The 25,938-nt window shown below is 67.1% G+C and carries 23 protein-coding genes and 2 riboswitches; of the genes, 13 read left to right on the top strand and 10 right to left on the bottom strand.

What is annotated here, in order from left to right; all coding sequences use genetic code 11:
- Window position 1: 1 nt before the first annotated feature.
- From AB4Y79_RS09735 to AB4Y79_RS09755, 5 genes are all read right to left on the bottom strand, one after another.
- Window positions 2-712: a response regulator transcription factor gene (locus AB4Y79_RS09735; protein WP_441860829.1), complete on the bottom strand. Its 711-nt coding sequence runs from the start codon at window positions 710-712 to the stop codon at window positions 2-4.
- Between the two features lie 73 nt (window positions 713-785).
- Window positions 786-1,286, bottom strand: a complete 501-nt coding sequence (locus AB4Y79_RS09740; protein WP_441860832.1) for a DUF427 domain-containing protein — start codon at window positions 1,284-1,286, stop codon at window positions 786-788.
- A 71-nt stretch (window positions 1,287-1,357) separates the two neighbouring features.
- Window positions 1,358-3,004 (bottom strand): DNA repair helicase XPB, encoded by a 1,647-nt coding sequence (locus AB4Y79_RS09745; protein ID WP_441860834.1) that lies wholly within the window; start codon window positions 3,002-3,004, stop codon window positions 1,358-1,360.
- Window positions 3,005-3,017: 13 nt separating this feature from the next.
- Complete coding sequence (locus AB4Y79_RS09750; RefSeq protein ID WP_441860837.1) at window positions 3,018-5,495, bottom strand: helicase-associated domain-containing protein; 2,478 nt, start codon at window positions 5,493-5,495, stop codon at window positions 3,018-3,020.
- Between the two features lie 10 nt (window positions 5,496-5,505).
- Entirely contained in the window at window positions 5,506-5,739 is a 234-nt protein-coding gene (locus tag AB4Y79_RS09755) for a hypothetical protein (protein WP_308932013.1), read from the bottom strand.
- Window positions 5,740-5,957: 218 nt separating this feature from the next.
- On the opposite strand from AB4Y79_RS09755, the gene AB4Y79_RS09760 reads away from it, so the two are divergent.
- Together AB4Y79_RS09760 and AB4Y79_RS09765 are read left to right on the top strand one after the other, a co-directional pair.
- Window positions 5,958-6,341 carry a cold-shock protein gene (locus AB4Y79_RS09760; RefSeq protein ID WP_308932012.1) on the top strand — a complete coding sequence of 128 codons (384 nt, stop codon included), beginning with the start codon at window positions 5,958-5,960 and terminating at the stop codon, window positions 6,339-6,341.
- A 6-nt stretch (window positions 6,342-6,347) separates the two neighbouring features.
- Window positions 6,348-6,851 (top strand): DUF3027 domain-containing protein, encoded by a 504-nt coding sequence (locus AB4Y79_RS09765; RefSeq protein ID WP_441860842.1) that lies wholly within the window; start codon window positions 6,348-6,350, stop codon window positions 6,849-6,851.
- 74 nt (window positions 6,852-6,925) lie between these two features.
- Here the strand turns inward: AB4Y79_RS09765 and serC are convergent, their stop codons facing one another.
- Window positions 6,926-8,056, bottom strand: a complete 1,131-nt coding sequence (gene serC / locus AB4Y79_RS09770; protein WP_441860844.1) for a phosphoserine transaminase — start codon at window positions 8,054-8,056, stop codon at window positions 6,926-6,928.
- Window positions 8,057-8,327: 271 nt separating this feature from the next.
- On the opposite strand from serC, the gene AB4Y79_RS09775 reads away from it, so the two are divergent.
- The 9 genes from AB4Y79_RS09775 (at window position 8,328) to AB4Y79_RS09815 (ending at window position 19,535) form a co-directional block, all read left to right on the top strand.
- Window positions 8,328-9,029: a metal-dependent transcriptional regulator gene (locus AB4Y79_RS09775; protein ID WP_441860847.1), complete on the top strand. Its 702-nt coding sequence runs from the start codon at window positions 8,328-8,330 to the stop codon at window positions 9,027-9,029.
- Window positions 9,030-9,147: 118 nt separating this feature from the next.
- A riboswitch (cyclic di-AMP (ydaO/yuaA leader) is annotated at window positions 9,148-9,378 on the top strand.
- 12 nt (window positions 9,379-9,390) lie between these two features.
- Window positions 9,391-10,212 (top strand): M23 family metallopeptidase, encoded by an 822-nt coding sequence (locus tag AB4Y79_RS09780; RefSeq protein WP_308932225.1) that lies wholly within the window; start codon window positions 9,391-9,393, stop codon window positions 10,210-10,212.
- 128 nt (window positions 10,213-10,340) lie between these two features.
- Window positions 10,341-10,523, top strand: a riboswitch (cyclic di-AMP (ydaO/yuaA leader).
- A 70-nt stretch (window positions 10,524-10,593) separates the two neighbouring features.
- The gene (locus AB4Y79_RS09785; protein ID WP_441861175.1) at window positions 10,594-11,271 is read left to right on the top strand and encodes a C40 family peptidase; all 678 of its coding nucleotides are present in this window, start codon (window positions 10,594-10,596) and stop codon (window positions 11,269-11,271) included.
- A 161-nt stretch (window positions 11,272-11,432) separates the two neighbouring features.
- Window positions 11,433-12,200, top strand: a complete 768-nt coding sequence (locus AB4Y79_RS09790; protein WP_441860849.1) for an NlpC/P60 family protein — start codon at window positions 11,433-11,435, stop codon at window positions 12,198-12,200.
- Window positions 12,201-12,465: 265 nt separating this feature from the next.
- Complete coding sequence (locus AB4Y79_RS09795; RefSeq protein WP_018762155.1) at window positions 12,466-12,966, top strand: HNH endonuclease; 501 nt, start codon at window positions 12,466-12,468, stop codon at window positions 12,964-12,966.
- Between the two features lie 43 nt (window positions 12,967-13,009).
- Window positions 13,010-14,017, top strand: coding sequence for an NTP transferase domain-containing protein (locus AB4Y79_RS09800; RefSeq protein ID WP_441860851.1), 1,008 nt, complete (start codon window positions 13,010-13,012; stop codon window positions 14,015-14,017).
- The gene (locus AB4Y79_RS09805; protein ID WP_441860853.1) at window positions 14,014-15,471 is read left to right on the top strand and encodes a molybdopterin molybdotransferase MoeA; all 1,458 of its coding nucleotides are present in this window, start codon (window positions 14,014-14,016) and stop codon (window positions 15,469-15,471) included. The genes AB4Y79_RS09800 and AB4Y79_RS09805 overlap by 4 nt, the downstream gene beginning before the upstream one ends.
- 50 nt (window positions 15,472-15,521) lie before the next feature.
- On the top strand, window positions 15,522-16,400 hold the full coding sequence (gene fdhD / locus AB4Y79_RS09810; RefSeq protein WP_441860855.1) for a formate dehydrogenase accessory sulfurtransferase FdhD: 879 nt from the start codon (window positions 15,522-15,524) through the stop codon (window positions 16,398-16,400).
- Between the two features lie 105 nt (window positions 16,401-16,505).
- On the top strand, window positions 16,506-19,535 hold the full coding sequence (locus AB4Y79_RS09815) for an alpha-mannosidase (protein ID WP_441860857.1): 3,030 nt from the start codon (window positions 16,506-16,508) through the stop codon (window positions 19,533-19,535).
- 212 nt (window positions 19,536-19,747) lie between these two features.
- On the opposite strand, the gene AB4Y79_RS09820 is transcribed toward AB4Y79_RS09815, so the two are convergent.
- Window positions 19,748-20,482 carry a hypothetical protein gene (locus AB4Y79_RS09820; protein WP_441861177.1) on the bottom strand — a complete coding sequence of 245 codons (735 nt, stop codon included), beginning with the start codon at window positions 20,480-20,482 and terminating at the stop codon, window positions 19,748-19,750.
- Entirely contained in the window at window positions 20,479-21,210 is a 732-nt protein-coding gene (locus tag AB4Y79_RS09825) for a hypothetical protein (protein WP_441860859.1), read from the bottom strand. The genes AB4Y79_RS09820 and AB4Y79_RS09825 overlap by 4 nt, the downstream gene beginning before the upstream one ends.
- A gap of 252 nt (window positions 21,211-21,462) precedes the next feature.
- Between AB4Y79_RS09825 and AB4Y79_RS09830 the strand changes: the two genes are divergently transcribed.
- Together AB4Y79_RS09830 and AB4Y79_RS09835 are read left to right on the top strand one after the other, a co-directional pair.
- Window positions 21,463-23,130 carry an ABC-F family ATP-binding cassette domain-containing protein gene (locus AB4Y79_RS09830; RefSeq protein WP_441860862.1) on the top strand — a complete coding sequence of 556 codons (1,668 nt, stop codon included), beginning with the start codon at window positions 21,463-21,465 and terminating at the stop codon, window positions 23,128-23,130.
- Entirely contained in the window at window positions 23,127-25,040 is a 1,914-nt protein-coding gene (locus tag AB4Y79_RS09835) for an ABC transporter ATP-binding protein (protein WP_441860863.1), read from the top strand. Before AB4Y79_RS09830 ends, AB4Y79_RS09835 begins: the two co-directional genes overlap by 4 nt.
- Here AB4Y79_RS09835 and AB4Y79_RS09840 read toward each other — a convergent pair.
- Window positions 25,037-25,456 (bottom strand): NUDIX hydrolase, encoded by a 420-nt coding sequence (locus AB4Y79_RS09840; protein WP_441860864.1) that lies wholly within the window; start codon window positions 25,454-25,456, stop codon window positions 25,037-25,039. The two genes, AB4Y79_RS09835 and AB4Y79_RS09840, sit on opposite strands and share 4 nt — an antisense overlap.
- Window positions 25,453-25,938 (bottom strand): DUF6314 family protein, encoded by a 486-nt coding sequence (locus AB4Y79_RS09845; protein ID WP_441860866.1) that lies wholly within the window; start codon window positions 25,936-25,938, stop codon window positions 25,453-25,455. Before AB4Y79_RS09845 ends, AB4Y79_RS09840 begins: the two co-directional genes overlap by 4 nt.

The raw sequence follows: 25,938 nt of genomic DNA on the forward strand, positions 1-25,938 counted from the left end.
GTCAGCGCTTTTCAGCCGTCCGCAGCACGTAACCCACCCCGCGCTTGGTCTGGATCAGTGCCGGGGCTTCGGGATCGATGTCCACCTTCCGCCGGAGGTAGGAAATGTAGGACTCCACGATGGACGCATCGCCGTTGAAGTTGTACTCCCACACGTGGTCCAGGATCTGGGACTTGGACAGGACCCGGTTGGGATTGAGCATGAGGTAGCGCAGCAGCTTGAACTCGGTGGGGGACAGTTCAATGACGGTGCCGCCGCGCCGCACCTCGTGGGCGTCGTCGTCGAGCTCGAGGTCGTCAACACGGATGATCGCGTCGTCATCCAGCAGGGGCTGGGTCCGCCGCAGCACCGCCCGGATCCGGGCCACTACCTCGTCCAGGCTGAACGGCTTGGTGACGTAGTCGTCGCCGCCGACGGTCAGGCCGGTGACTTTGTCTTCGGTGTCGTCCTTCGCTGTCAGGAAAAGGACCGGGAAGTGCTTTCCGGCAGCGCGCAGGCGGCGGGTAACGGTGAACCCGTCCATATCAGGGAGCATGACATCCAATACGGCCAGGTCAGGCGCCTGGGTTTCCGCCGCAGCCAGGGCATCGCGTCCGTTGGCGGCGGAGACAACTTCAAAGCCTGCGAACCGGAGGGACGTGGAGAGAAGCTCGCGGATGTTGGGCTCATCATCGACGACGAGCAGCCTGGCTTCTGGACCGTTCTTGTTCATGCTCCCATCATGCTCCCAGTGTCTGGGAGTTGTCTGGATATTCGTTGTGAGCATGGTGGTGGTGAGCTCGCGTTCACCAGCCCATAGTTCCCGGTTCGCCTTTGAAGGGCCCGACTATCCGCTTGGTAATCCAGCCGCCGTAGAAGCGGCCGGGCTGGGGAAGCACGCGTTCGCCGTCCACTTCGCAGTAATCCATCCTGCCGGCGTAGACAGCTACCCAGCCGGCGAGCGCCTCGAACCCGGAGGACGGCTCAGGGTAGGACCATGCGGCCCCGTCGGCTTCCTGCCCGCCACCGCGGACGGTCAGGTATTCGGCCGAGCCTTTGAACTCACAAAAACTGCTGCCCGCGGCGGGCTCCAGAGCCCCCGGCACAAACGCCGCCCGCGGCAGGTAGTAGACCGGCGGGTGGCTGGTCTCCAGGACGCGAAGCGAATCCGTGGCGTCAACGATCAGCTCACCGCCCAGGACGATCCGTATCCGTTCGGTACTGGGTTCGAGCCGGGGCGGGCGGGGGTAGTCCCAGACCGATTCCTGGCCAGGGCCAGGTGTGACGGGAATGATGCGCGTGCTCATGCATCCAGTGTGCCCCCGATCCGGGCCCTGCGGCACCGACTGCCAACGGTACGGCGGCGAGACCACCGGGACTAACCGGCAGCCTCAACGTCCTTGGCGTCCATGATCCGGTAGGCGTACCCCTGCTCGGCCAGGAACCGCTGGCGCTTGGCCGCGAACTCCTGGTCCAGGGTGTCCCGGGCCACCAGCGAGTAGAACCGGGCCGCCCGGCCGTCCTTTTTGGGCCGCAGCAGACGCCCCAGCCGCTGCGCCTCCTCTTGCCGGGACCCGAAGGACCCCGAGACCTGGATGGCCACCGAGGCTTCGGGCAGGTCGATGGAGAAGTTGGCCACCTTGGATACCACCAGGGTTTGCAGCTCACCGGCGCGGAACGCATCAAAGAGCTTCTGGCGCACCTTGACGGAGGTGTCGCCCTTGATCACCGGTGCCTGAAGGCGCTCGCCGAGTTCGTCCAGCTGGTCGATGTACTGGCCGATCACCAGCAGCTGCTCACCGGCGTGGCGTGCCACCAGCTGCTCCACCACCTGCGTCTTTGACTCGGAGGTTGCGCACAGCCGGTACTTGTCGGCGTCATCGGCCATTGCATACGCAACCCGTTCGTCCTGCGGCAGGTCAACGCGCACCTCGACGCAGTCCGCCGGTGCGATGTAACCCTGGGCCTCAATGTCCTTCCACGGCGCGTCATAGCGTTTGGGCCCGATCAGGCTGAATACCTCGCCCTCGCGCCCGTCTTCACGGACCAGGGTGGCCGTCAGCCCAAGGCGGCGGCGCGCCTGGAGGTCTGCAGTCATCCTGAAGATCGGTGCCGGCAGGAGGTGGACCTCGTCGTAGATGATGAGCCCCCAGTCGTGGCCGTCCACCAGTTCCAGGTGCGGGTAGATGCCGCCGCGTTTGGTGGTGAGCACCTGGTAGGTGGCAATGGTTACGGGACGGACTTCCTTCATGGCGCCCGAGTACTCGCCCACCTCCTCTTCCGTGAGGGAGGTGCGCCTGATGAGTTCGTCCTTCCATTGCCTGGCGGCAACGGTGTTGGTGACCAGGATGAGCGTGGTGGTGGAGCCCGTGGCCATGGCCGCGGCCCCCACCAGCGTCTTGCCGGCACCGCAGGGCAGCACCACCACCCCGCTGCCACCTGCCCAGAAGTTTTCGCTGGCCAGGCGCTGGTAGGGGCGCAGCTGCCAGCCATCCTCGTTGAGCGATATCAGGTGCGGGGTGCCGTCCACGTAGCCGGCCAGGTCCTCCGCCGGCCAGCCGATCTTCAGCAGGAGCTGCTTGAGCTGGCCGCGCTGGGACGCGTGCACCACCACGGTTTCGCCGTCGATCCGCGGACCCAGCAGCGGGGCGATCTTCTTGGCCCTGATGACTTCCTCAAGCACGGGGTAGTCGTCCGTCCGCATCACCAGCCCGTGGCGCGGGTCCTTTTCCAGCCGCAGCCGGCCGTACCGGGACATGGTTTCCTCGACGTCGATCAGCAGCGAATGCGGAACCGGAAAACGCGAGTATTTCAGCAGGGCGTCCAGTACCTTTTCCGCGTCCAGCCCGGCGGCGCGTGCGTTCCACAGGCCCAGCGGGGTCAGCCGGTAGCTGTGCATGTGCTCTGGAGCCCGTTCCAGCTCGGCGAAGGGCGCGATGGCATGGCGCGCTTCGGTGGCCAGCTCGTGGTCCACCTCGAGGAGGATGGTTTTGTCGCTTTGGACGATCAGGGGTCCGTCGGTCACGCTGGGCAATCCTTTACTGCCGCAGTTCCTCGGCGGCTTCGATATCGATGATGCGGTGGACGGACAGGACCCGTTCGGTTTCCTTGGCGGGATCGAACACGCGGACCCGGCCCCCGCTGACAGATAGCGGAACAACCACTTCCATGCTGGCATTCCCCAGGCTGTCCACCACGTTCATGTGGATCCGCTGCTTCAGCCGGATGGCCCGCTGCAGCGCTTCCAGTCCCAGCTGCGTGGCGGCTTCGCTGCCCGCGGCCGGCCCCGGGGAGTGTCCGACGCCGTCACGCGCCTGCCGCAGGAGGTGCAGCTGGGCATCCACTTCCTCAGCCGCGGGCGCCAGCCGTGGGGCGGTGTAGACGGGGCGGAGGCTCTCCTGCGGAGAGCCGGCGCGACGAAGGTGGGCGGCGGGTTCGGCGCCGTCCACCGATGGCGAGAGGCCCAGGCTGCGGAGTGCGGCGGCAACGTCGCGCTGCGGGGCGGACGACGCCACGACCGTGGGGGCAAGCCTGACCAGCCCAAGCTGGGCCGCCTTCGGCCCGGCCAGGAGTTCGGCGAGCATCGCCTCATCGTCGCTTTGGATGAAGCTTGCGGCCTGCCCCACCCGCAGCCTGCCGTGCCGGGAGGCGGTGTCCTCCACCAGGTATTCCAGCGGTTGCGGCACTGCAGTTGCCGAGTGCTCACGCAGGAAGCGCAGCAGGGCGGGGGCGTCGTAGCCGTCGTCGAGCGCCCGCTTGATGGACTCCGCGGAGAACCGGTAGATGGTGGCCGGCCCTTGCCCTTCGGCGTCGGCCATGACCAGCAGCTTTTCCGTGAGCGCGGGGGCCAGGTAGCCCGGCGCGACGGCGGTAAGGTCCGCCTGCAGCAGCACGTGGTTCAAGGCTGCCGGCAAGTGCTCGCCCAGGATGGCAAGGGCGGCGTCGGGGTTCTCTTCGGCGAACGCGCTTCCCAGCTGGCTCAACGCGCCCGAGCCCACCAGGCCCAGCAGCTCGGCCTCAGCCAGGACGCCGCGGATCAGGGAACTGAACCGCCTGGCCATCCGCGGCTGCGACCACTCCGCCCGCTGGAGTACCGCGGCGGCATCGAGCACCGGAGCAGCGCCGTCCGGAGCGGATGCTTCGCAGGTGAGTTCATGCAGGATTTCCAGGATGCGTTTACGGACCACGGGGGCATCTGGCCGCTGCGCCCCCGCCGACAGCGCTGCGATGGTGATGCCGGATGCGGACCGGGTGGCCGGCGTGCCGGGCGATGTACTGACTGGCTGCCCCACCATCGACGGGACGCGCTCGCTGGCAAGCCAGGCGTTGACCAGCCACAGCCATTGTTCCTGCCTCGGCAGGATGAGCCACTCGAGCTGGGGCGGCTGCACCCAGGACGACGAGTCGACGTCGAGGCGGATCAGGCCGGCCAGGCCGCACAGCTCCAGCAGTCGTCCCACCGCGCCTTGGTCGATCCGCAGCTGTTCGGAAAGGCGGCGCATTTCGCGCACCCCCACCCCGCCGCTGCGCAGGGTGGCCAGCGGCTGTTCCCGGACGGCGTGCAGCAGTTCGGAGACAAGCCTGAGGGTTTCCGAAATAGCGCTCAGCGCGGCGTTCCGTCGTAACGCCGCGGTGGTACGGCCGAGCTCCGGGACCGGCGGTGCAAGGGTGAAGTCATCGATGATGGCGCCGCCGCGAAGCGCCAGCCCCACGCTGTGCGGCAACTCGACGTGCGCGGCGTCGAGCGGGACAAGCAGCCCGCGGGCAAGGAGCCAGTCCACCGGGCCGACGTCGGCCGGTTCCGTCAGGACCGATGCCTTCCGTTGCGCCTGGGGGACGGCACCCATGGCCCAGTTCCGGAACCTGGCGAGCAGCGCCGTCGTCCGTTCCGGGGCCGCGGCGAGAATGTCCTGCAGCGCGTCCGGGGATGATGTCCAGTGTTGGAGCGCCAGCGCCGCTTCCATGGGGGTGGTGGCACCGTGGATGGCGAAGCCACTGCGGTGCAGTTCGGCGACCAGCGGCACTGCCCGTTGGGCGAAAGCCGGTTGGAGCCGCACCAGTTCCGTGTAGCTGCGGCCCAGTCCGGCCGGGTAGATTCCCACCACGTCCTTGAGTGCGCCCGCCGGGAGGTAGAAGGATTGCCCGGAAGCTGCGGGCGGGGTGCCGTGCGGCGCTGCGGCCGGGTGCACCAGGGCAAGTTCCTGCAGGGTGCCAAGGATCTGTTGGACGGTGGCCAGGGACGAACCCCGGATCAGTTTTTGCAGGCCCTCCGCGGACGCGCTGTGGCCGGTGTCCGTGTTGGTGCACAGGTGCAGGGTTTCAAGCACCTGCATCTGGGGCCGGTTGAGCCGTTCAAGGGCGCGCTGGACGCTGACGCGCGAGCTTGCCCGGGCCGCAAGTGCCGCGAAGTCCGGAACGGAGGGGGAGATCAAGTCCGGCCGCGCGGCGAAGAGTGCCCGCAACGAGTCGTCGCTGCGTGCCTCCAGGTCCTTGCCGAGCGCTCGAATGAGGGACATCAGTCCAACGTTACCGCGGCTCCCGCCTTCCCGCCCGCCGCCGGGCGGCCACACCATCCAGGACCAGCAGGAGCATCAGGATGAAGGCCACCGGGAGGCCATACAGCGCGGAGTACGTGACCCAGGTGGGAGCGACGGACCCCGAGAAGGCAAGCGCCATGACCGTTCCCACAGCTACCAGGGAAAGCAGGGCAATAACAGCTGCGAGCACCATCAGGGGCCGCCGGAAACGCAAGGGTGTCATGGACGCAACGCTACAGCGGCCTCCGGCGTGCCGCTAAAGCGCTTGCGCCCGGGGCGGAACAGTACCGCCGGAAGCATGATTAGGGCATGCGGCAGGATAACCTTGAAGCATACAGACCAACACGGTTTGCTGGTGCTATGCCTTGAACCCGCACAACAATGCGGACGCGGTGGCATCCGGCCGTGTCTCATGACAGCAGAACGAAGAAGGTTGATTACGTGCCTACCGGCAAGGTCAAGTGGTATGACAAGGACAAAGGCTTTGGGTTCCTCGCGGGCGAGGACGGCCAGGAGGTCTTCCTGCCCAAGTCGTCGTTGCCCGAGGGTGTAACGGAGCTCAAAGCCGGCACCCGCGTGGAGTTTGGCGTGGCGGACGGCCGTAAGGGCGCGCAGGCCCTGGGCCTGCGGGTGCTTGATAAGACCCCGTCCATTGCCAAGGCAAAGCGTCCCAGCGCCAAGGACCTCGCGCCGTTGGTGCAGGACCTGGTGAGCGTCCTGGACAACCTGTCCGGGACCCTGTCCAAAGGCAAGTACCCGGACGGCAACAAGGGCAAGGCAATTGCGGCCGCCCTGCGCAAGGTTGCCGACGAGCTGGACGTTTAAGCGCCGATGAACCCCCAAGCTGAACAACCGGGCGTGGCCCCGCAGGAGCAGGCCGCCAAGGCTGCGCCAAAGCGCAAGGCCGGGGTGCCGGTGTGGCGGACGGGCAAGCCTGACGCGTTCCTGGCTGCCGCCGTTGATACCGCCCGGGCCGCAGTTGAGGGCATCACCACGGCCGCCACCATCGGGCCGCACCTGGGTGCCAAGAGCGAGGGCGACCGGCTGGTCACGCACTTGTTCGAGTCCAGGCTGCCTGGCTACGGTGGCTGGCAATGGTACGCGGTGCTGACCCGCAACTCCCGCTCCAAGGTGGTTACCGTCGATGAGTTGGGCCTGCTGCCGTCCGAGGAATCGATCCTCGCCCCGGAATGGGTGCCGTGGGCCGAACGTGTTCGCCCAGAGGATGAGCAGCAGCAGGAGCCTGAACAAGGGCGGCAGGATGAGCCGTCCGCAGTGGAGCAGGGCCCAGCGGATGAAGAGCCTGCCGACGACGACGCGGAGCCTGGGGACTAGGCAAGGACTTACAGCCAACAAGCAAAAGGCGCCGTCCGGTTAACCCCGGGCGGCGCCTTTCGTTTGTTCTTGGACTACTTGCGCAGCTCGCCCACCACGTAGTCGATGCTGGACAGCAGCGCCGAAACGTCGCTGGGCTCGATGGCCACGAAGGTGGCGATGCGCAGCTGGTTGCGGCCCAGCTTCCGGTAGGGCTCGGTGTCCACGATGCCGTTGGCACGCAGGACCTTGGCCACGGTGGCAGCGTCAACGGACTCGTCGAAGTCGATCGTGGCGATGACGTTGGAGCGTTCCTCCGGGTTGGTGACAAACGGGGTGGCGAACTCCGAAGCGTCAGCCCAGCTGTAGATGCGGCCGGCGGAATCGGCGGTCCGCTTTGATGCGAAGTCCAGGCCGCCGTTGGCGTTCAGCCACTGGACCTGTGCGTCCAGGGTCACCAGCGTGGACAGGGACGGGGTGTTGTACGTCTGGTTCAGCCGCGAGTTGTCGATGGCCGTCTGGAGATCCAGGAAATCGGGGATCCAGCGGCCGCTTGCCTTAATGCTGGCGGCGCGCTCGAGGGCGGCGGGGGAGAACAGGCCAAGCCAGAGGCCGCCGTCGGACGCGAAGTTCTTCTGCGGGGCAAAGTAGTAGACGTCGCTCTCGGCAACGTCCACGTCCAGGCCGCCGGCAGCGGAGGTGGCGTCCACCAGGACCAAGGCGTCCTGGTCCGCGCCCTGCACCCGCTTCACCGGGGCGGCGACGCCCGTGGAGGTCTCATTCTGTGGCCACGCATAGACGTCCACGCCGGCTTCAGCCTGCGCTGCGGGACGGGTGCCCGGCTCGGACTTGATGATCGAGGAAGCTTCCAGGAACGGTGCCTTGTTGGTGGCGGAGGCAAACTTCGAGCCGAACTCGCCGAAGGAGAGGTGCTGGGCCTTCTTCGCCACGAGGCCGAAGCTGGCGACGTCCCAGAAAGCGGTGGAGCCGCCGACGCCGAGGACTACCTCGTAGCCCTCGGGGGCACGGAAGAACTGGCTCAGTCCTTCGCGGACGGAGCCCACCAGGTTCTTGACGGGGGCTTGCCGGTGGGACGTGCCGAGAATGGTCTTGGACGCAGCGGACAGGGCATCTATCTGTTCCGGCCGGACCTTTGAGGGGCCGGCCCCGAACCGCCCGTCCTGGGGCAGGAGGTTGGCGGGAATCGTGATGCTGGTGTCGCTCACAGGTGCTCCATTCGGCGGGGACGAAAGCTGTGGTCCGGGTGGTGGGCGGCCGGGAGCCGGCCATGGCTGCAGTGCAAACCTCCCCCAATTCTGCCTGAAGCGCACGGGGTGGCGGGAGCGGGCTGCGTCAATGTCCAGCCAATGAGACGCCGCACGCGTCCGCGCCTATTCGGACTAAATCAAAATAGGCTAAACTTTCCCCGGACTACGTCGCGGGAAGAGGCGATACGGTGGGACAACGCAAGGTACTGCGCTCGAGGAGCTGAGCTGGATGACGGATCTGATCGACACTACGGAGATGTACCTCAGGACCATCCTGGAGCTTGAGGAAGAAAACATCGTTGCCCTCCGGGCCCGTATCGCCGAACGCCTGCGCCACTCGGGACCCACCGTTTCCCAGACGATCGGCCGGATGGAGCGCGATGGCCTGGTTGTCGTCTCCGGTGACAGGCACCTGGAACTGACCGACACTGGCCGCAAGCGTGCCACCGAGGTCATGCGGAAGCACCGGCTGGCCGAACGCCTGTTGGCCGACGTCATCGGGCTGGACTGGGCCTACGTCCACGATGAAGCCTGCCGCTGGGAACACGTGATGAGCGAACGGGTGGAGCGGCGGATCTACGAGATGCTGGACCATCCCACTGAGTCGCCCTACGGCAACCCCATCCCCGGCCTGGCCGCCTTGGGCGGGCAGCCCGGGCCCGGCTTCGGTGACGGCGCCATCAGCCTGGTGGAAGCAATGAAGGCCTACGGGCCTGCGTCGGGAGTGACCATCAGCCGCCTGGCGGAACCGATCCAGGTTGAACCGGAACTGCTGACCCAACTCGACGAAGGCGGCATCCGGCCCGGCGCGGCAGTGTCACTGGAACGCGTGGGTGACTACATTTCGGTGCGGGTGGCAGGAATCGAGGGGGCGCTGGAGCTTCCGCCCGAGGTTGCCGCGCACGTCTTTGTCGCCGTGAACCAGGCCTGACGCCCGCTTCTTGTACCCCACGCAGGGGTTTCCACACAAAGATAACGGAATTGTTACCCAGGGTCTTAAGCCCCTATAGTGGAAGCCAGCGTTGATACTTAAGCGTTACCTGATCCGGAGCCGAGCTCTGCCAGCGGACCAGGTGTACGAGTCGTTACTGGCAGAGGCGGGGGAACCACAACCGGCAGCGGGGGACTGCCTTGGGGTGAAGTCCGTCAGCAGCAAGCCTCTCCAGTGAAGGATTCTTCCGGGAATACCCCTGCGCAGAAGTTTGCCCATGGCGGACCGGGTCTTTGATCTCTCTGACCCGAATCCGACAGCTAACTTCGCAGGCGATTCCAGAGAGGAACCCTTCTTGACCATGCAGACCTCCCGGGGCCGCCGTCGCGCGGCCGGCCCCCCTGAGGCACCCCGGGTTGTCGAAGTCGCCGCTGCGGAGCGCCCCCGTGACCCGCAGCGGGATGCGCGCCGCCGCAGGGGTCCATTCCGGCAAATCACCGACTTTGCTGCGGCCAGCGGCATCGGCCAGAAGGCTGGCATCGCCCTCGCCGCCACCGGCCTTGTGCTGACCGTGACCATGCCGGCCACAAGCCCGGTCATGGCGACGGACGCAGCCGGCACAGTACCCCAGGCTGCCTCCTCCGTCAGCCCCCAGCCCCAGATTTCCGCCGATGTAGGCGCCCAGATCGACTTCAGCCGCTCGGCCGTCGTGACGCAGGCAGACCCGGACGGAAAGCTGAAGCAGCTGCTGAGCGCCCAGTCGGCCGGGTCGGTGAGCCGGGCCGCCTCCGCCGGAACCCTGGCTGCCCCGCTGGCATCCCTCGTTACCGCTTCACCCTTTGGCTACCGGGTCAGCCCCATTACCGGAGGCACCGGAGACTTCCACCGCGGGCAGGACTTCGTGGCACAATGCGGGACGCCCGTCCTGGCAGCCGCGACAGGAACCGTGACCTTCGCCGGCTGGCACCAGTTCGGCGGGGGAAACCGGGTGGTCATCGACCACGGCAACGGCCTGGAGACCACGTACAACCACCTCTCGTCCTTCAACGTCAAAGTGGGCCAGACGGTCTCCCGCGGCGAAGTCGTGGCGCTGAGCGGGACCACCGGTGCTTCCACCGGCTGTCACCTGCACTTCGAGGTGCAGGTCAACGGCGAAGTGGTCGATCCCATGGGCTGGTTGTAACCGAATGATTGCGCACTCTCAGATCCCAGTGACTCGCCGTGACCTGAATGTGACATTGAAGCAAAACTGCTGTACCGTCTAACTCGCGTCAACTTTTCCGAAGTTGACGCTCTTGAGTGGATTGCCTAACTCTGCCACCGCTCAAGGTCCGTTCGCATTTCATCGTCTGGCAGGGGCGGGGGAACCAATTTTGGCCTTCTGCATTGTGGAAGGCCTTGGGGTTAAGTCAACGAGCTTCCCAGGAAGCAAAGTGGCCGGGTGACTCCCATCCGAATCCGACAGCTCACCTCGCAGGCATTGGGAGAGGCTACCTTCGTGTCTTCACGCCATAATTCCGCGCGCCACCGTGCGCAAACGGTTCGGGTCAACCCCTTGGACGCTGTGTCCAAGGCCGTGAGCGCTAATGCCGGGACCGTGGGCCGCCAGGCTGCCGTCGTGGCAGCGGCTTCGGGCCTCATCCTGAGCATGGGCCTGCCGGCCACCGCAGCGGACACCACCGCTGGTGTCTCCGCCTCCACGGAGTCCGGCTCGGCGCAGACCGCCCTTGCTGTCACCGCAGCCCCCACCGCCACCGTTTCCTTCGAGCGTCCCGTGGTCAAGACCACCGCTGCTCCGAAGGTGGAAACGGTGCGTACCCAGTCCACTGCGTCAGCGGACCGAACCGCCAATGCTGCCGGCCAGGAGGCGTCCACGGCCGGGCAGGCAGTGGAGACCGTTTCTTCCGCTGCCACCTCGGGCCTCGCCGCGATCGCCTACACCGGCATCGGCCACCCCTACGTCTGGGGCGGCACCACCCCCAACGGCTGGGACTGCTCCGGGTTCGTCCAGTGGGTTTACGCCCAGGCCGGGATCAGCATCCCCCGCACGAATGCGTGGAGCATCATGACACCCACGTCCACCCCCCAGGCGGGTGACCTTGTTGTCCAGAACGGCGGCGCGCACGTCGGCATCTACGTCGGCAACGGCATGATGATCAGCGCGCTCAACCCGTCGCAGGGAACCATGCTCCACTCGCCTGCAGCAACCGGTACTTCCACGTACTACCACCTGAACAAGTAGTTCTTGGGCTCCCAGCTCCAAGGGCTATTTCTTTGCCCAAAGCTTTTTCGCTAGAAACCACATCCCCGTTCGGGACGCGCCGGCGTACCCCCAAGATGCCGGCGCATCCAACCCCCTCGGACAGGCCACCGCGGTCCAGAGGAAAACGAAAGAGAGAACTGATGACGACTCGTGCTACCGCACGGCACCGCGCCGAGGTCACCAAAACCAACTCGATCGCAATTATTGCCAAGGCTGTCAGCGACAACGCCGGCGGCGTGGGCCGCCAGGCCGCAGTGATCGCTGCAGCTTCCGGCCTCGTCCTGACCAGCGGCATTGCCGCGAATGCTGCCGACACCAACGTCAAGCGCGACTCAGCTCCGGCATCCGCGATGGAAGTTGAATCCGCCGTCGACGCTCCGATTTCGGCGGCTTCCACCATTGCCATCAGCTTCGAGAAGCCCGCCGTTACCACCACTCCGGCTCCGGCTCCCGAGCCCGAGGTTGCGGTGCAGGAAGCCGCGCCGGCCCCTGTTGCCCAGACCGTCGCCGCTCCGAAGGTCACGGCCAAGGTTGCAACTGCGGCTGCCACGGCTGCTCCCGCCGGCCAGGTTTCCGCCAGTGGAAAGGGTGCTGCCATCCTCTCCGCTGCCTACGCGCAGCTCGGCGTGCACCAGGACTGCACCATGCTGGTGACCAACGCACTGGCTGCGGTCGGCATCCACTTCCACGACTGGCCCGCCGGCTACCTGTCCTTGGGCGACACCGTGCCTGCTTCCCAGGCCCAGCCCGGGGACCTGATCTACTACGCCGACGGCGGCGGAGGAATGGCGCACATCGCTGTCTACGCCGGAAACGGCATGGCGGTCCATGGCGGCTTCAACGGCAATGACACCGTTGTGTTCAGCGCCAACGTTGGCTCCGGACCGGTTTTCATCCGCGTCAGGTAAGCACCGCAGCCCGCCGCCCACCCGCGGCGCCGGAGTATTCCCCAGGAAAGACCCCTGCCACTGCGGCGGGGGTCTTTCCCGTTAAGGCCAGCCATTGCGCTGCATCGCAACTCTCGCCATGGCCGGCGCACAGGCCTCCTCGTGTGCCGATTACCTGATATTGCATTTCTCTGTTTACTCTTGTGATGTCGATCCATAGCCCGGACATGCCGAGGGCAGCCGGCCCTCGTGCCCCTGACGGGTGCGGCCGTGAAGAGGTACGTGCATGCGCACTCTCGTTCTGAATGCTGGATATGAACCGCTGGCGGTTATCACCTTCCGTCGGGCGCTGGTGCTCGTGCTGACTGGCAAGGCGAGCGTGGTGGCCGAGGGGGATGATCCTGTGGTGGGCCCCACTGACGTCCTGGGCCGCCCGTCCGTGATCCTCCTGAACCGGTACATCCGCCCCCGGTATAACCATTCAACGGCCGTCAGCCGCCGGGGCGTGCTCCGGCGTGACGGTCACAAGTGCGCGTATTGCGGAAAGGCGGCGCACACAATCGACCATGTCCACCCAAAATCGCGGGGCGGGGCCGATTCCTGGGAGAACCTGGTGGCTGCCTGTCTGCGGTGCAACAACGTCAAGGGCGACCATACCCCCGGTGAGATGGGCTGGACCCTGCGGTTCGTGCCCGAGCCGCCGCACGGAACCATCTGGCAGATCAAGGAATTGGAGAAGCCAACTCCCGCTTGGGACCCCTTCCTGCTTCCGGAGCGCGCTGCCTGACCATCGTGCGCCCGGGGCGGTTGCTGTTCGTTAGGCTGGGGGAGTGCAAGCGGCCCCTTTGATCTTTGACGCCCTGATCCTGGCGGGAGGGCGGTCATCACGTTTGGGTGGTGTACCCAAGCAATCGCTGGTACTCGGCGGAAGAACCCTTCTGGAGCGGACCCTCGACGCGGCCGCCGGTGCCCGCCACACCGTGGTGGTCGGTGACGTTGCCTCGCTCCAGGGTCACCCGTCCTCCGCATCGACCGCCAGTGCCACACCCTCCCACTCCCTGCCCGCCGGCGTCCTGACCTGCCGGGAGGAGCCCGCGTTCGCCGGTCCCGCGGCCGGGATCTCAGCCGGCCTGGCTGCCCTTGCCGTACATGGGGGAGGCGCCCCCTTTACCTTGGTGCTGGCCTGCGACATGCCGCTGGCATCCGGGGCGGTGGCGGTGCTGCGGGACGCTGTGGTTGCCGCTGCCGATGCCCGGGGCGCCATGGCGTGCTCGGCTGACGGCAGGGAACAGCCGCTGGCCGCCATTTATAACACGAGTGAGTTAAAAAAATCGTGCGAGGAATTGGCTGGGCGGAATGCTTTGGTGAACGGCTCCGTGAGGGCCCTCCTTGCTAATCTGGACGTGCAGCTTGTCACAGTCCCCGCCGGGTCCACTGCCGATGTGGATACTTGGGGTGACGCTGCCGCGCTGGGGATCGCCGCCGGGAGCCAGCGTGAAGACCAAGACCAAAGCGTGCGGAGCCAACGTGGGAGGCAAGTCGTGAAAAGCCAGGACGAAACGCTGGAGGAATGGTGCAGGGCCCTGCTCCAGGCGTACAAGCTTGAGGATGTCCAGGTAGACGTGAACGCGGTGCTGGCCCTCGCCGGCGTCGCCGCCCACGCCGTTGTCCGGCCGGCTGCTCCTCTTACCACCTTCATCGCAGGCTTTGCCGCGGGCCTGGCCGCCGCACCCGGCAGGGAGATGGACAGCGCCTCCATGGACGCGGCAATGGCCGTGGCACGTTCGCTGGCCGCCGACTACGACAATGAAGCTGCCGCCGGGACCCCCGGCGAATGACGGCAGAACCCCGCGACTGGCCGGAGGTTCCACCCGCTGACGGGCAGGAAGTGCCACAGGGGACAACCGGGCAGGAATCAGCTGGGCCGGGGGCAACGGTGCCGGACGCGGCTGAAACCGGCCACGGGCATCACCTGGCACACACCTGGGAAGAAGCCAGGCAGGCCGCGTTCGATGCAGCCACCCCGATTCCGCCAGGGCCTGTGCCCTTGCGCATGGCCCTCGGCCGAAGGCTCGACCAGGACATCCTTGCGCTCCAGGACATGCCTCACTACGCCTCCTCAGCCATGGACGGTTGGGCGGTCAACGGCAGCGGCCCTTGGATTCCCGTGGACCCTGGGATCCGCCTGGCCCCGCACCAGGCTAGCGTCATCGTCACGGGAGGCCTGATCCCGGCGGGGGGCAAGGCGGTCCTGAGGACCGAGAACGCCGTCCTGGCCAAGGATGATGAAGGACTCCCGCTGCTGATGACCGGTGGAAAAGCACGCCCCGGCGAGCCCCGCGCCGGCGAGCACATCAGGAAAGCGGGCGAGGAGGCCCTGGCAGGGGACGTCCTGGTCAAGGCCGGCGCGGACCTCAACCCTGCACACCTGGCACTGGCCGCAGTGGCCGGCTACGACGAACTCCAGGTCCAGGGAAAGCCCGTGGTGCGCCTGGTCCTGACAGGCTCCGAGGTGGTGGAAAGAGGCACCCCGGATCCCGGCCAGGTGCGCGACACCTTCGGCCCGCAGTTGCAGGACGTCGTAGCCATGCTGGGCGGCATACCGGGCGGTCAGCAGCGGATCGGGGACTCCTACGAAGAGTGGCTTGCGGCGCTCGAAGATGTGGTGCCGGAGGTACCGGACGCGCCGGACCTGCCGGCGGACGTCGTCATCACCACCGGAGGGACCGGGCGCTCCGGAACCGACCACTTCCGGCGGGCGGTGGCTGAACTGGGCGGCCGGCTGGTCATCGACGGCGTGGCCATGCGTCCGGGACACCCCGCCGTCCTCGCCGAACTGCCGGACGGCCGCTTCGTCCTGGGCCTCCCGGGCAACCCGCTAGCCGCCATGATGGCACTCTCCACTGTGGGCGCCCCGCTCCTTGCCGCGCTGGGCCACGCCGCCATGCCCGCCGTGCAGGAGGTGCCGTGCGGCACCATGATCGAGCCGGATCCCGGTCGCACCCGGCTGATGCCGTTCCGGTTGCTGTATGGCATGGCATCGCCCGCCCAGCACACAGGCCCCGGCATGATGCGGGGGCTGGCTGCCGCCGACGGGGTGCTGGTGGTACCTCCGCACGGCGTGCAGCTGGGGGAGTCGGTACCGGCTTTCGCGCTGCCGTGGGGCCCGCCTATCCCGGCGCCTGGTGACGCGGCGGCTAAAGCCAAGCCCCGGAGCACCGGACGGACCGGACAGGCCAAGGGCAAACCTGCACCCAGCGGCCCCGTGGACTGGAGTGCGCTCCTGGGCTGAGTCGGGCCCCGATAGTGCCATGATGGAGTCATGACGAGGCAGGCTGGAATATGGGACGCGTAACGCAGCGCCGAAAGGTGCACAAGTACGTTCTGGACGGTTCGCCGAGCGCCCTGGAGTACCCGGTCCGCCACCGCGAAGACGTCCTTGCGGTGGAGGAGCCGCTGGAAATCCGGCTCGGCAGGCTGTCCTTCTCGGTGACCATGCGGACACCCGGGGACGATTTCGACCTGGTGGCCGGATTCCTGGTGTCCGAAGGCGTCATCTGGTCCGCGGAACAACTGGTGTCCCTGCGCTTCTGTGCCGGCGAGGACGAGGACGGCGTCCAGACGTTTAACGTTGTGGAGGCCCAGCTGCGGCCGGATGTCAAGGTCCCGGACACCGGGCGGAACGTCTACACGTCCAGCTCCTGCGGCATCTGCGGAACAGACTCCATTGATGCGGTCCAAAAGTCCTCGCACTTCAGCCCGCAGGCGGATCCGCTGACAGTAGATGCGGCAGTCCTGGCATCCCTGCCCGGACTGCTGCGGAAATCGCAGCGCCTCTTCGACGATACCGGCGGAGTGCATGCGGCGGGCCTTTTCAGGATTGGGGACGACGGCGAGCCGCGGCTCCTGTGCTTGCGCGAGGACGTGGGCAGGCATAACGCGGTGGACAAGGTGGTGGGGTGGGCGTTGCGCGAAGGCCTCCTGCCGCTGAGCGGCACCGTCCTGCAGGTGTCCGGCAGGGCGTCCTTTGAGCTGGTGCAGAAGGCATCCCTCGCGGGTATTCCCATCCTGGCGGCCGTCAGCGCCCCGTCCAGCCTTGCCGTGGAGCTGGCCGAGGCCAACGGGCTGACCGTGGCCGGCTTCAGCCGGGGCACGAGCTTCAACGTCTACTCCGGCGATTCCCGGATCCTGCGGCCGGAAGCTGCCGTCCCACGTGCCTAGGGGGACAACTCCCTGCTTGAGGGGTTGGTTGCAAGGAAGCCAGCAGGTAGATTTGTCCATCGAATGGACACTATGATCCGGATTCAAACTTAAAGAGGGCCCATATTGCATGACGACCGCAGGATCACGGAAGTCCGCCTGGCAAGGTTTGTGCGCGAGCGCATCACCCCAGCCGTCTACAGCAGGACAGTCCCGCTCGCCTTGAGCAGCTGGGAGGTCCCCGGTGAACCGGTCCCCGCCCTGGAAGCGATGCGGCAGCAGTTCCAGCGGCAGGAACACGGCGCGCCGTGGGGCAGGCCGTGGGGGACCACGTGGCTGCGGCTGCAAGGAGAGGTACCGGAATCGTGGGGCGGCGGCCCTGACACCGCGCTGGAAGTGGTGGTGGACCTCGGGTTCACCACGGAGGCGCCCGGATTCCAGTGCGAGGGAATCGCCTGGCGTTCAGACGGATCCATCATCAAAGCGATCTCACCCCGCAACCAATACATCCCGCTGAAGCTCCTGGGCAGCGGCCTGGCAGTGGATTTCTACGTGGAGGCGGCCGCGAACCCCGACATGGCGCAGGGCTGGACGTTTGCGGCCACCCCGCTGGGCGACAAGGCAACCGCCGGAGGAGCGCCGCAGTACCGGCTCGGAACCATTGCCATCGCTGAACTGAACCAGTGCGTGTGGGACCTCCAGCAGGACATCTGGACCCTGGCCGGCCTGATGGAGCAGCTGCCCTTGGAGTTGCCCCGCCGCCACGAGATCCTCCGGGCGCTGGAACGCATGATGGACGTGATGGACCCGGACGACGTCGCCGGGACGGCGTCGGCAGGGCGTGAGGCGCTCGCCGACGTCCTGCGCAGGCCGGCGTACGCCTCTGCGCACCAGCTGGTGGCCACCGGCCATGCGCACATCGACTCGGCCTGGCTCTGGCCCGTCCGCGAAACCATCCGCAAGTGCGCCAGGACGTTCTCCAACGTGGTGGCCCTGATGGACGAAAACCCGGACTTTGTCTTCTCCTGTTCCTCGGCGCAGCAGCTGGCCTGGATCAAGGAATACTACCCGGAACTCTTCGGGCGGATCCGCGAGAAGGTGCGCGCCGGCCAGTTCGTTCCGGTCGGCGGCATGTGGGTGGAATCCGATACCAACATGCCAGGCGGGGAAGCCATGGCCAGGCAGTTCGTGGAAGGCAAAGGCTTCTTCCTCTCGGAGTTCGGCGTCGAGTGCAGGGAGGCCTGGCTGCCGGACTCGTTCGGGTACAGCGCCGCGCTTCCCCAGATCGTCAAAGCCGCAGGCAGCCGCTGGTTCCTCACGCAGAAGATCTCCTGGAACCAGACAAACAGGATGCCCCACCACACCTTCAATTGGGAGGGCATCGACGGTACGCGGCTTTTCACCCATTTTCCCCCGGTGGACACGTACAACTCGGACCTCAGCGGCCGCGACCTGGCCCACGCCGAGCGCAACTACCGGGACCATGGACGCGGCACCGTGTCACTGGTGCCGTTTGGCTTTGGCGACGGCGGTGGCGGTCCCACGCGGGAGATGCTGGCGGCCGCTGCCCGCACCCGGGACCTGGAAGGATCCCCCAAGGTGCGCGTCGGGTCCGCGGAGAGCTTCTTCCGGCAGGCCGAGGACGACTACCAGGCGTTGCCCGTCTGGGTGGGCGAAATGTACCTGGAGCTGCACCGCGGCACCTACACCAGCCAGGCGCGGACCAAGAAAGGCAACCGCCGCAGCGAGCACCTGCTGCGCGAGGCGGAGCTGTGGTGCGCCACTGCTTCCGTCCGTACCGGCGGCGATTACGAGTACCCCGCCGTGGAACTCCAGCGGCTCTGGCAATTGGTGCTGCTGCAGCAGTTCCACGACATCCTGCCGGGCAGCTCCATCGCCTGGGTGCACCAGGACGCCGAGCGGAACTACCAGGCCATCGAAACCGCCCTTGAAGCGATCATTAACCAGGCGGCATCAGCCATGCTGGGCCAGGGCGAACGGCAGTTCCTGCTCAATGCTGCCCCGCATTCGCGGCAGGGCGTTCCGGCGCTGGCCGCCGCCGGGCCCGTCGCCGCGCCGGAAGCCGTGCAGGCCACCGAGGACGGCGACTGCTGCATCCTGGACAACGGCATCATCCGTGCCGTGGTGGACGCGGACGGACTTCTGGTCTCCCTGCGTGACCATGCCACCGGCCGCGAAGCAATCGCCCCCGGCCAGCGCGGCAACCTGCTGGAGCTGCACCGGGACACGCCCAACGAGTGGGATGCCTGGGACATCGACGAGTTCTACCGGCGCAACGTGACTCCACTGCTCCACGCGGAATCGGTCCGCCTGGCCAGCGAAGGGGGAAACGCCGTCGTGGTCGTGGACCGGCTGGCAGGTACCTCGCCACTCACGCAACGCATCACGCTCGCGCCCGGAAGTCCCTCACTGGAAATCACCACCACTGTGGACTGGCAGGAACGCGAAAAGCTGCTCAAACTGGGCTTCGCCTTGGATGTGAGGGCCGACCGGTCGGCGGCGGAAACCCAGTTTGGCCATGTCTTCCGCCCCACCCACACCAACACCTCCTGGGAGGCGGCGAAGTTCGAAATCTGCGCCCACCGATGGATCCACGTGGGCGAACCCGGCTATGGCGTGGCTGTTTCCAACTCCTCCACGTACGGCCACGATGTGGGCAGGAGCGTCAGGGAATCCGACGGCGGAACCACCACGACGGTGCGTTTGTCCCTGTTGCGGGCACCAAAGTTCCCCGACCCCGACGCCGACCGCGGCCGCCACGAAATGACCGTGGCCATCCGCCCGGGCGCGGGCATCGCCGACGCCATCGAGGAAGGGTACCGGACCAACCTGGCGCCCCGGCTGGTACGCGGCGCGGCACCGGTGGAGCCGCTGTTCACCGTCAGCAATCCGGCAGTGGTGGTCGAGGCGGTCAAGTTTGCGCAGGACGGTTCCGGTGACGTGGTGGTGCGGCTTTACGAGTCCCTGGGACAACGCTCCGCCGGGCGGATCGCCGCCAACTTCCCCGTCCGGGGAGTCGTGGCCACAGACCTCCTGGAGCGGGCGGCCGAGGCGCCTGGAGTTGTGCCGGGCGACAGCGGGGCGGGGCTCAGTCTCCGGCCCTTCCAGCTGGTCACCTTGCGCTTCGCCCGTTAATACCGTTTGCAAGGGTGGGCAAATGGCCCTTAAACAGGCTGAGTGGGGGCGGTCCCCAACGATCCGCCACCACTCATCCCCCCAATGTGTGCAAAGGCATCCGGGACGGCCGGCGATTCAGAATTTATCCCCGTTCAAAAACGCTTGGCCTGCCCACCTTCACACATTCATGATTGTGTCACACACTAATGATTTTGTGAAAGTGGAAAAGGTTACGTTTCGGTAGATGTCTTTCGGGCCCTCGTCTGGCCGTTGACCACCCTGGCTGCCCAGATCAGGGCAAGCCCGAAGACGTAGCAGAGTATTGCCGAATAATTGATGATGAATTCCACGGCATTCAGTGCCGGCGGGATCAAGGGAAAGAGCAGTGTCAGGGCAACGGCTGCCCCGCCCAAGGCCAGCAACGCGGCGGCTATCCGCACCAGGACGGGCAGGCGTTCCTGCACCGCGCGCACCATGGGCGGGACAAGGGCCAGCGCAACGAACGCCGGGTACGCCCGGCCGGCGGCGCCGTAGTACTCGACGAGCGCGTTGTTGCGTTCATCCTTGGCGGAGACGGCCATCAAGCCGGCGGAGGAACCTGCAGTGTCCATCAGCAGGAACAGCGCAACCATCACGGCCGAGATGGTGAGCAGGACCACGATCCCGGTCTTCCCAGTGATCAGCCGGTAGGCACCGTCCGCGCCGAAGCCCCTGGAGACGCGGACGCCCAGGAAGAAGATGGCGCCGAAGACGACGAAGCGAAGCAGCAGGTTGGCCAGGTTGATCCCACCCATGGCCTGGTCGATGACCAGGTAGGGACCCTGGATGCTCAGCAGGATGGCCAGCGTCATCAACGCGAAGATGCCGAACAGGGAGCGGTTTTCGCCGCGGAGGGCGCTGGGAATGCGCGCTGCCGCGACCAGGCCGCAAATGGCCAGCGTGCTCCACTGGAGGGTCTCGATCATCCCAGGTTCTCCCATATTTTTTCCGTTTGCGCCTGGTCCTGTTCATGCCGGCGCAGCACTTTGCCCAGAGCCTGCAGCCTGTCTCCTGCGAGCACGGTGAGTTCTCCGTCGGAGAGGCTGTCCAGGGCGGCCTGCCGGGCCCCCGCCGGCCAGCCGGCCTCCTCCTCGGTGACGAGTCCCGTTGCCACCAGGCCGCCCACAGGGCCCACCCCTGCGGCCACGGCGGTGGCCATCGCGAGTTCGGGTGAGAGCCGGTTGGCGGTCAGCTGGGCTGAATAGTTTTGCGGCGCCACCCCGGTGCTGGCCGATACCCGCTGCCGGACCTCGCCGTCGTCGACCGCATCAACCCAGTTCTTTACCGAGGTGGCGTGCGGGGCCGGGCCCAGGATGGGGGCGGAAGCTCCCTGGCCCGGGTCCATTGCCGACCGGGCCAAAAGGGCCCGCAGGAGGTCGGCCGTGGAAATCTGGCTTACCAGTTCACACTTGGTGGGCGGGTGGGGCGGACCGGCCAGGACGCGGTAGTCGTCGAAGCCGGCCAGCGAAGCGACCGGATTGGCGTGGTAGGCGCGGCTGATGCTGACCACCGTGTGGACTGCCACCTTTCCCCGGACCAGCTGCTGGGCGAGGGTGGTGCGCTTGATCCCGGAAACCCGGCAGACGTCCGCAGTGCTGGCATCGGGGGCGATGCTTTGCAGCCAGCGTTGAAACGCCTTGGCGGGAATGGTCATGAAAAGCCCTCTGCCGAACGGGTGGTGGTGTGGATAACTTTACCGTGCCGGCCGGTGCGCAGCCGTGCCGCGGATTTTGCCCGCGCCCCACATTCATCTATAGTTGATGGTCGAGCCCGTTGGTCCGTACACCCCCCAAGTCCGGACCGGCGGGTTCTTTTATGTCCTGCAGCCCCAGCGGCGCCGCGGCCCCGTAACAGCTCCTGCGCCGGCGCAAATCCGCTGCCCGGGCAGCGGCGAAAGGACGAATCAATGACTGCAACCCTCGTTGCCAAAGACGTCTCCGGCGGCCACGGCCACCGTGTGCTCTTCTCCGGCCTTTCGCTGACGGTAGCCCCCGGCGACGTCGTTGGGGTGGTGGGAGCGAACGGCGCCGGAAAGTCCACCCTGTTGCGCCTCCTCGCCGGCGTGGACCAACCCCAGGGCGGTTCCGTGAGCCTTGCGCCGGCGGACGCCTTCGTTGGCTGGCTGCCGCAGGAGCACGAACGCATCTCCGGCGAAACCGTGGCCGGTTACATTGCCCGCCGGACCGGCTGCGCGGAAGCCACCCTGCAGATGGAAACCACCGCGGAAGCCCTGGGTTCCGGCGCACCCGGCGCGGATGATGCCTACTCCCGGGCGTTCGACCGCTGGATGGCTTCCGGCGCCGCGGACCTCGATGACCGCATCCCGGCTGTGCTGGCTGACCTCGGCCTGGACGCTGGCCCGGATGCGCTGATGACCGGCCTGTCCGGCGGCCAGGCCGCCCGGGTAGCCCTGGCAGCCTTGCTGCTCAGCCGGTTCGACGTGGTGCTGCTCGATGAGCCCACGAACGACCTGGACCTCGCCGGCTTGGCCACGCTGGAGAACTTTGTCCGGGGGCTGCGTGGGGGTGTGGTGCTGGTCAGCCACGACCGCGAGTTCCTGGCCCGCTGTGTGACGCGGGTGGTTGAGCTGGACCTGGCCCAGAACAGCGTGGCGGTTTACGACGGCGGCTATGACGCCTTCCTCGAGGAACGCGCCGTGGCGCGCCGGCACGCCCGCGAGAAGTACGAGGAGTTTGCGGCCACCAAAGCAGACTTGGTGTCCAGGGCGCGGACCCAGCGGGAGTGGAGCTCCCAGGGCGTCCGGAACGCCATGAAGAAGAACCCGGACAACGACAAGATCCGGCGCGCGGCCAGCACAGAGTCCTCCGAGAAGCAGGCGCAGAAGGTCCGGCAAATGGAATCCCGCATCGCCAGGCTCGACGCGGTGGAGGAGCCCCGCAAGGAATGGCAGCTCCAGTTCAGCATCGGCCAGGCACCCCGCTCCAGTGCCGTCGTCGCCACCCTGCGCGACGTGGTCGCCCGCCAAGGTGACTTCACCCTGGGGCCGGTAAACCTCCAGCTCAACGGCGGGGAACGCATCGGGATTACCGGGCCCAACGGCGCCGGAAAATCGACCCTGCTGCGCCTGTTGCTGGGCACCCAGGAACCGGACGACGGCGAGGCCTCCATGGGTGCCTCCGTCGCCGTCGGTGAAATCGACCAGGCCCGCGGGCTGCTTGACGGCGCCCGGCCGCTGGGCGACGCCGTCGAGGCGGTGCTGGCTGACTGGACCGGTGCCGACGTCCGCACGCTGCTGGCCAAGTTCGGGCTCAAGGCGGACCATACCTCCCGGACCGTGGATTCCCTGTCTCCGGGGGAGCGGACCCGGGCTGCCCTGGCCCTGCTGCAGGCCCGTGGGGTAAACCTGCTGGTGCTGGACGAACCCACCAACCACCTCGACCTGCCCGCCATTGAGCAGCTGGAAGAGGCCCTGGAAAGCTACGACGGCGCGCTGTTGCTGGTCACCCACGACCGCCGGCTGCTGGAAAACGTTCGACTCGACTCACGGTGGCACCTGGAAGACGGAACGGTCCAGGAACTCCACCACACTGCAAGCCAGGAGAAGCAACCATGAGCATGGACCGCGTGGCGTGGAGCTCGCTCTACAACATCAGCACCGCCAAGAGCGGCTCGAAGCCGTTCTCCAAGGAAACCCTTAAGCGGGTGCTGGCCTTTGCCGTCCCGCACAAGGGCAAGCTCATCGCCTTCGTGCTCTCCTCCATCGCTGCTGCCTTTTTGGCCGTGGCCACGCCGGTGCTCGCCGGCCAGGTGGTTGACGCGATCATCGCCAAGGCCAGTGCAGACACGGTGATCTGGCTGGCGGTGCTGATCGCGATCGTGGCTGTGGGGGAGGCCGGGGTGGGGCTGGTGACCCGCTGGCTGTCCTCCACCATCGGCGAAGGCGTCATCGTGGACCTGCGCACCCGGGTGTTCGACCACGTGCAGCGCATGCCCATTGCGTTCTTCACCCGGACCCGCACGGGGGCACTGGTCAGCCGCCTCAACAACGATGTCATCGGAGCGCAGTCCGCTTTCGCCGGAACCCTGTCCGGTGTGGTGAGCAACTCGGTGGCGCTGGCCCTGACACTGGCCGTGATGCTCCATACCTCCTGGCTGGTGACCGTGCTGGCCATGGTGCTGCTGCCGATCTTCCTTATCCCGGCCAGGCGAATGGGCTCCAAGCTGGCAGACCTGCGCCGCGAGGCCGCCGCGCACAACGCCGCCATGGGTACGCAGATGACCGAGCGGTTCTCCGCCCCGGGCGCCACCCTGGTGAAGCTGTTCGGCCGCCCGGATGAGGAATCCCGCGAGTTCGCCGCCCGCGCCGGACGGGTCCGTGACATCGGCATCCGAATGGCCATGCTGCAGTTCACGTTCGTCACGGCACTGACGCTGGTGTCAGCGCTGGCGCTGGCGCTCGTGTACGGCCTGGGCGGCTGGCTTGCCCTCGCCGGCCAGCTTGCTCCTGGCGACGTGGTGGTCCTGGCGCTGCTGCTGACCCGGCTCTACGCCCCGCTCACGGCGCTCTCCAACGCCCGGGTGGAAGTCATGAGCGCCCTGGTCAGCTTTGAACGCGTCTTCGAAATCCTGGACCTGGAACCCTTGATCCAGCAGAAGCCGGACGCCGTGCCGGTGCCTGCCGGGCCGGTGTCGGTCGAGTTCGACAACGTCCGCTTCGCCTACCCCTCGGCGGACAAGGTCTCATTGGCGTCGCTGGAGGAAGTCTCCACGCTGGACCCCCGCGGCGGCGAGGAAGTGCTGCACGGCATCAGCTTCCGCGTCGACCCGGGCCAGACGGTGGCGCTGGTGGGCTCCTCAGGGGCCGGCAAATCAACGATCGCCCAGCTGCTGTCACGGCTGTACGACGTCGACTCCGGCGCGGTGCGGTTGGGCGGCGCCACGCCGGGGACCGGGCTGGACGTGCGCGACGCGACCTTCGATTCGCTGCGCGACACCCTGGGCATGGTGACCCAGGACGGGCACCTGTTCCACGAATCCATCGCCTCCAACCTGCGGCTGGCCCGCCCGGACGCCACGGAGGAGGACATGTGGGACGTGCTCCGGCAGGCACGGCTGGAGAGCATGGTCAGGTCCCTGCCGGACGGACTGGACACCGTGGTGGGGGAGCGCGGCTACCGGCTCTCCGGCGGTGAGCGCCAGCGGCTGACCATCGCGCGGTTGCTGATCGCCCAGCCGCGGGTGGTCATCCTGGACGAGGCCACGGCCGCGCTGGACTCAACGAACGAAGCCGCCGTCCAGGCGGCCCTGGGCGCCGCGCTCGAGGGCCGGACCGCCGTCGTGATTGCCCACCGTCTCTCCACCGTGCGTGCCGCCGACGCCATCCTGGTGGTGGAAGACGGGCGGATCGTTGAACGGGGAACCCATACCGAACTGCTGGCCGCGGGCGGCCGCTACTCGGAGCTTTACCGGACGCAGTTCGCCGAAGCCACCGCGGTGGCGCAGGAAGCCGTCCCCGAGTTCTAGCGGGGTGGCCGCGCGGCCAGCACGGGCAGGATGTGGTCCGTGAGCAGCGGTGCGAGGTCGCCGGGCAGGGGTGCGCCGTCCATCCCGGCATAGTCCAGCCAGCGGATCTCGGCGATCTCGGCGGCCGGGTTGGCCTGCCAGGTGCCCGGCGCGAGGAAGACGGTGGCCTCGATGTCGGTGGCGGCCTCGTTGGCGGCATCGGCCACCCAGACCCCCATCAGTTCCAGCTCCTGCGGGCGGAGGATGATGCCCACCTCTTCCGCCAGCTCGCGGGCGGCGGCCTGGACGGCGGTTTCGCCCGGCTCCGGTTTGCCCCCGGGGTGCATGAACATGGCCGTGCCGCGTTTCCGGACTGTCAGGAGCCGCCCGGCGTCGTCGAACACGCAGACGGCAGAGACCACAATGCGATCCTTCACGGTGCCTCCCGGACCAGGTGTGAGACCAGCAGCAAATCCTTGCGGGGGCCGGTCACGTCCCAGCTGTAGCTGAAGGTGTCAGGGCCCAGGCAGGTGTACGAGACGCGGTAGGTATCGGGGTCGCACCAGTGGGCGTCCAGGCTGGCGTCCGGGGTGAAGCTCATCCGGTGGAACGGCCGGCCGTCGGGGAAGAACACGTCCAGGGCGTCCAGCCGCGTGGACGCTTTCAGCACGTACTCCCGTGAAGCGGGGCCGGTAAAAGCAGGCCAGCGCATGGTGCCTTCCTCACGAAGGGCAAGGCCGTCGTCGTCCGTGGGGGTGAAGACCACGACGCCGGTAAAGCTTCCGCGGGTGCCGTCCGACCTGTCCAGCAGGTCACGCTCCACCCGCCAGCGTCCCGGCTGCTCCGTGGCGGTGGGACTGCCCGCCGGGCTGCCCAGGAGGTAGGCGCGAAGGCGGGACTGCGGGGAACGATGGTTCAA

The organism is Pseudarthrobacter sp. YAF2, from assembly GCF_052113345.1.
Taxonomy (GTDB): Bacteria; Actinomycetota; Actinomycetes; order Actinomycetales; family Micrococcaceae; genus Arthrobacter.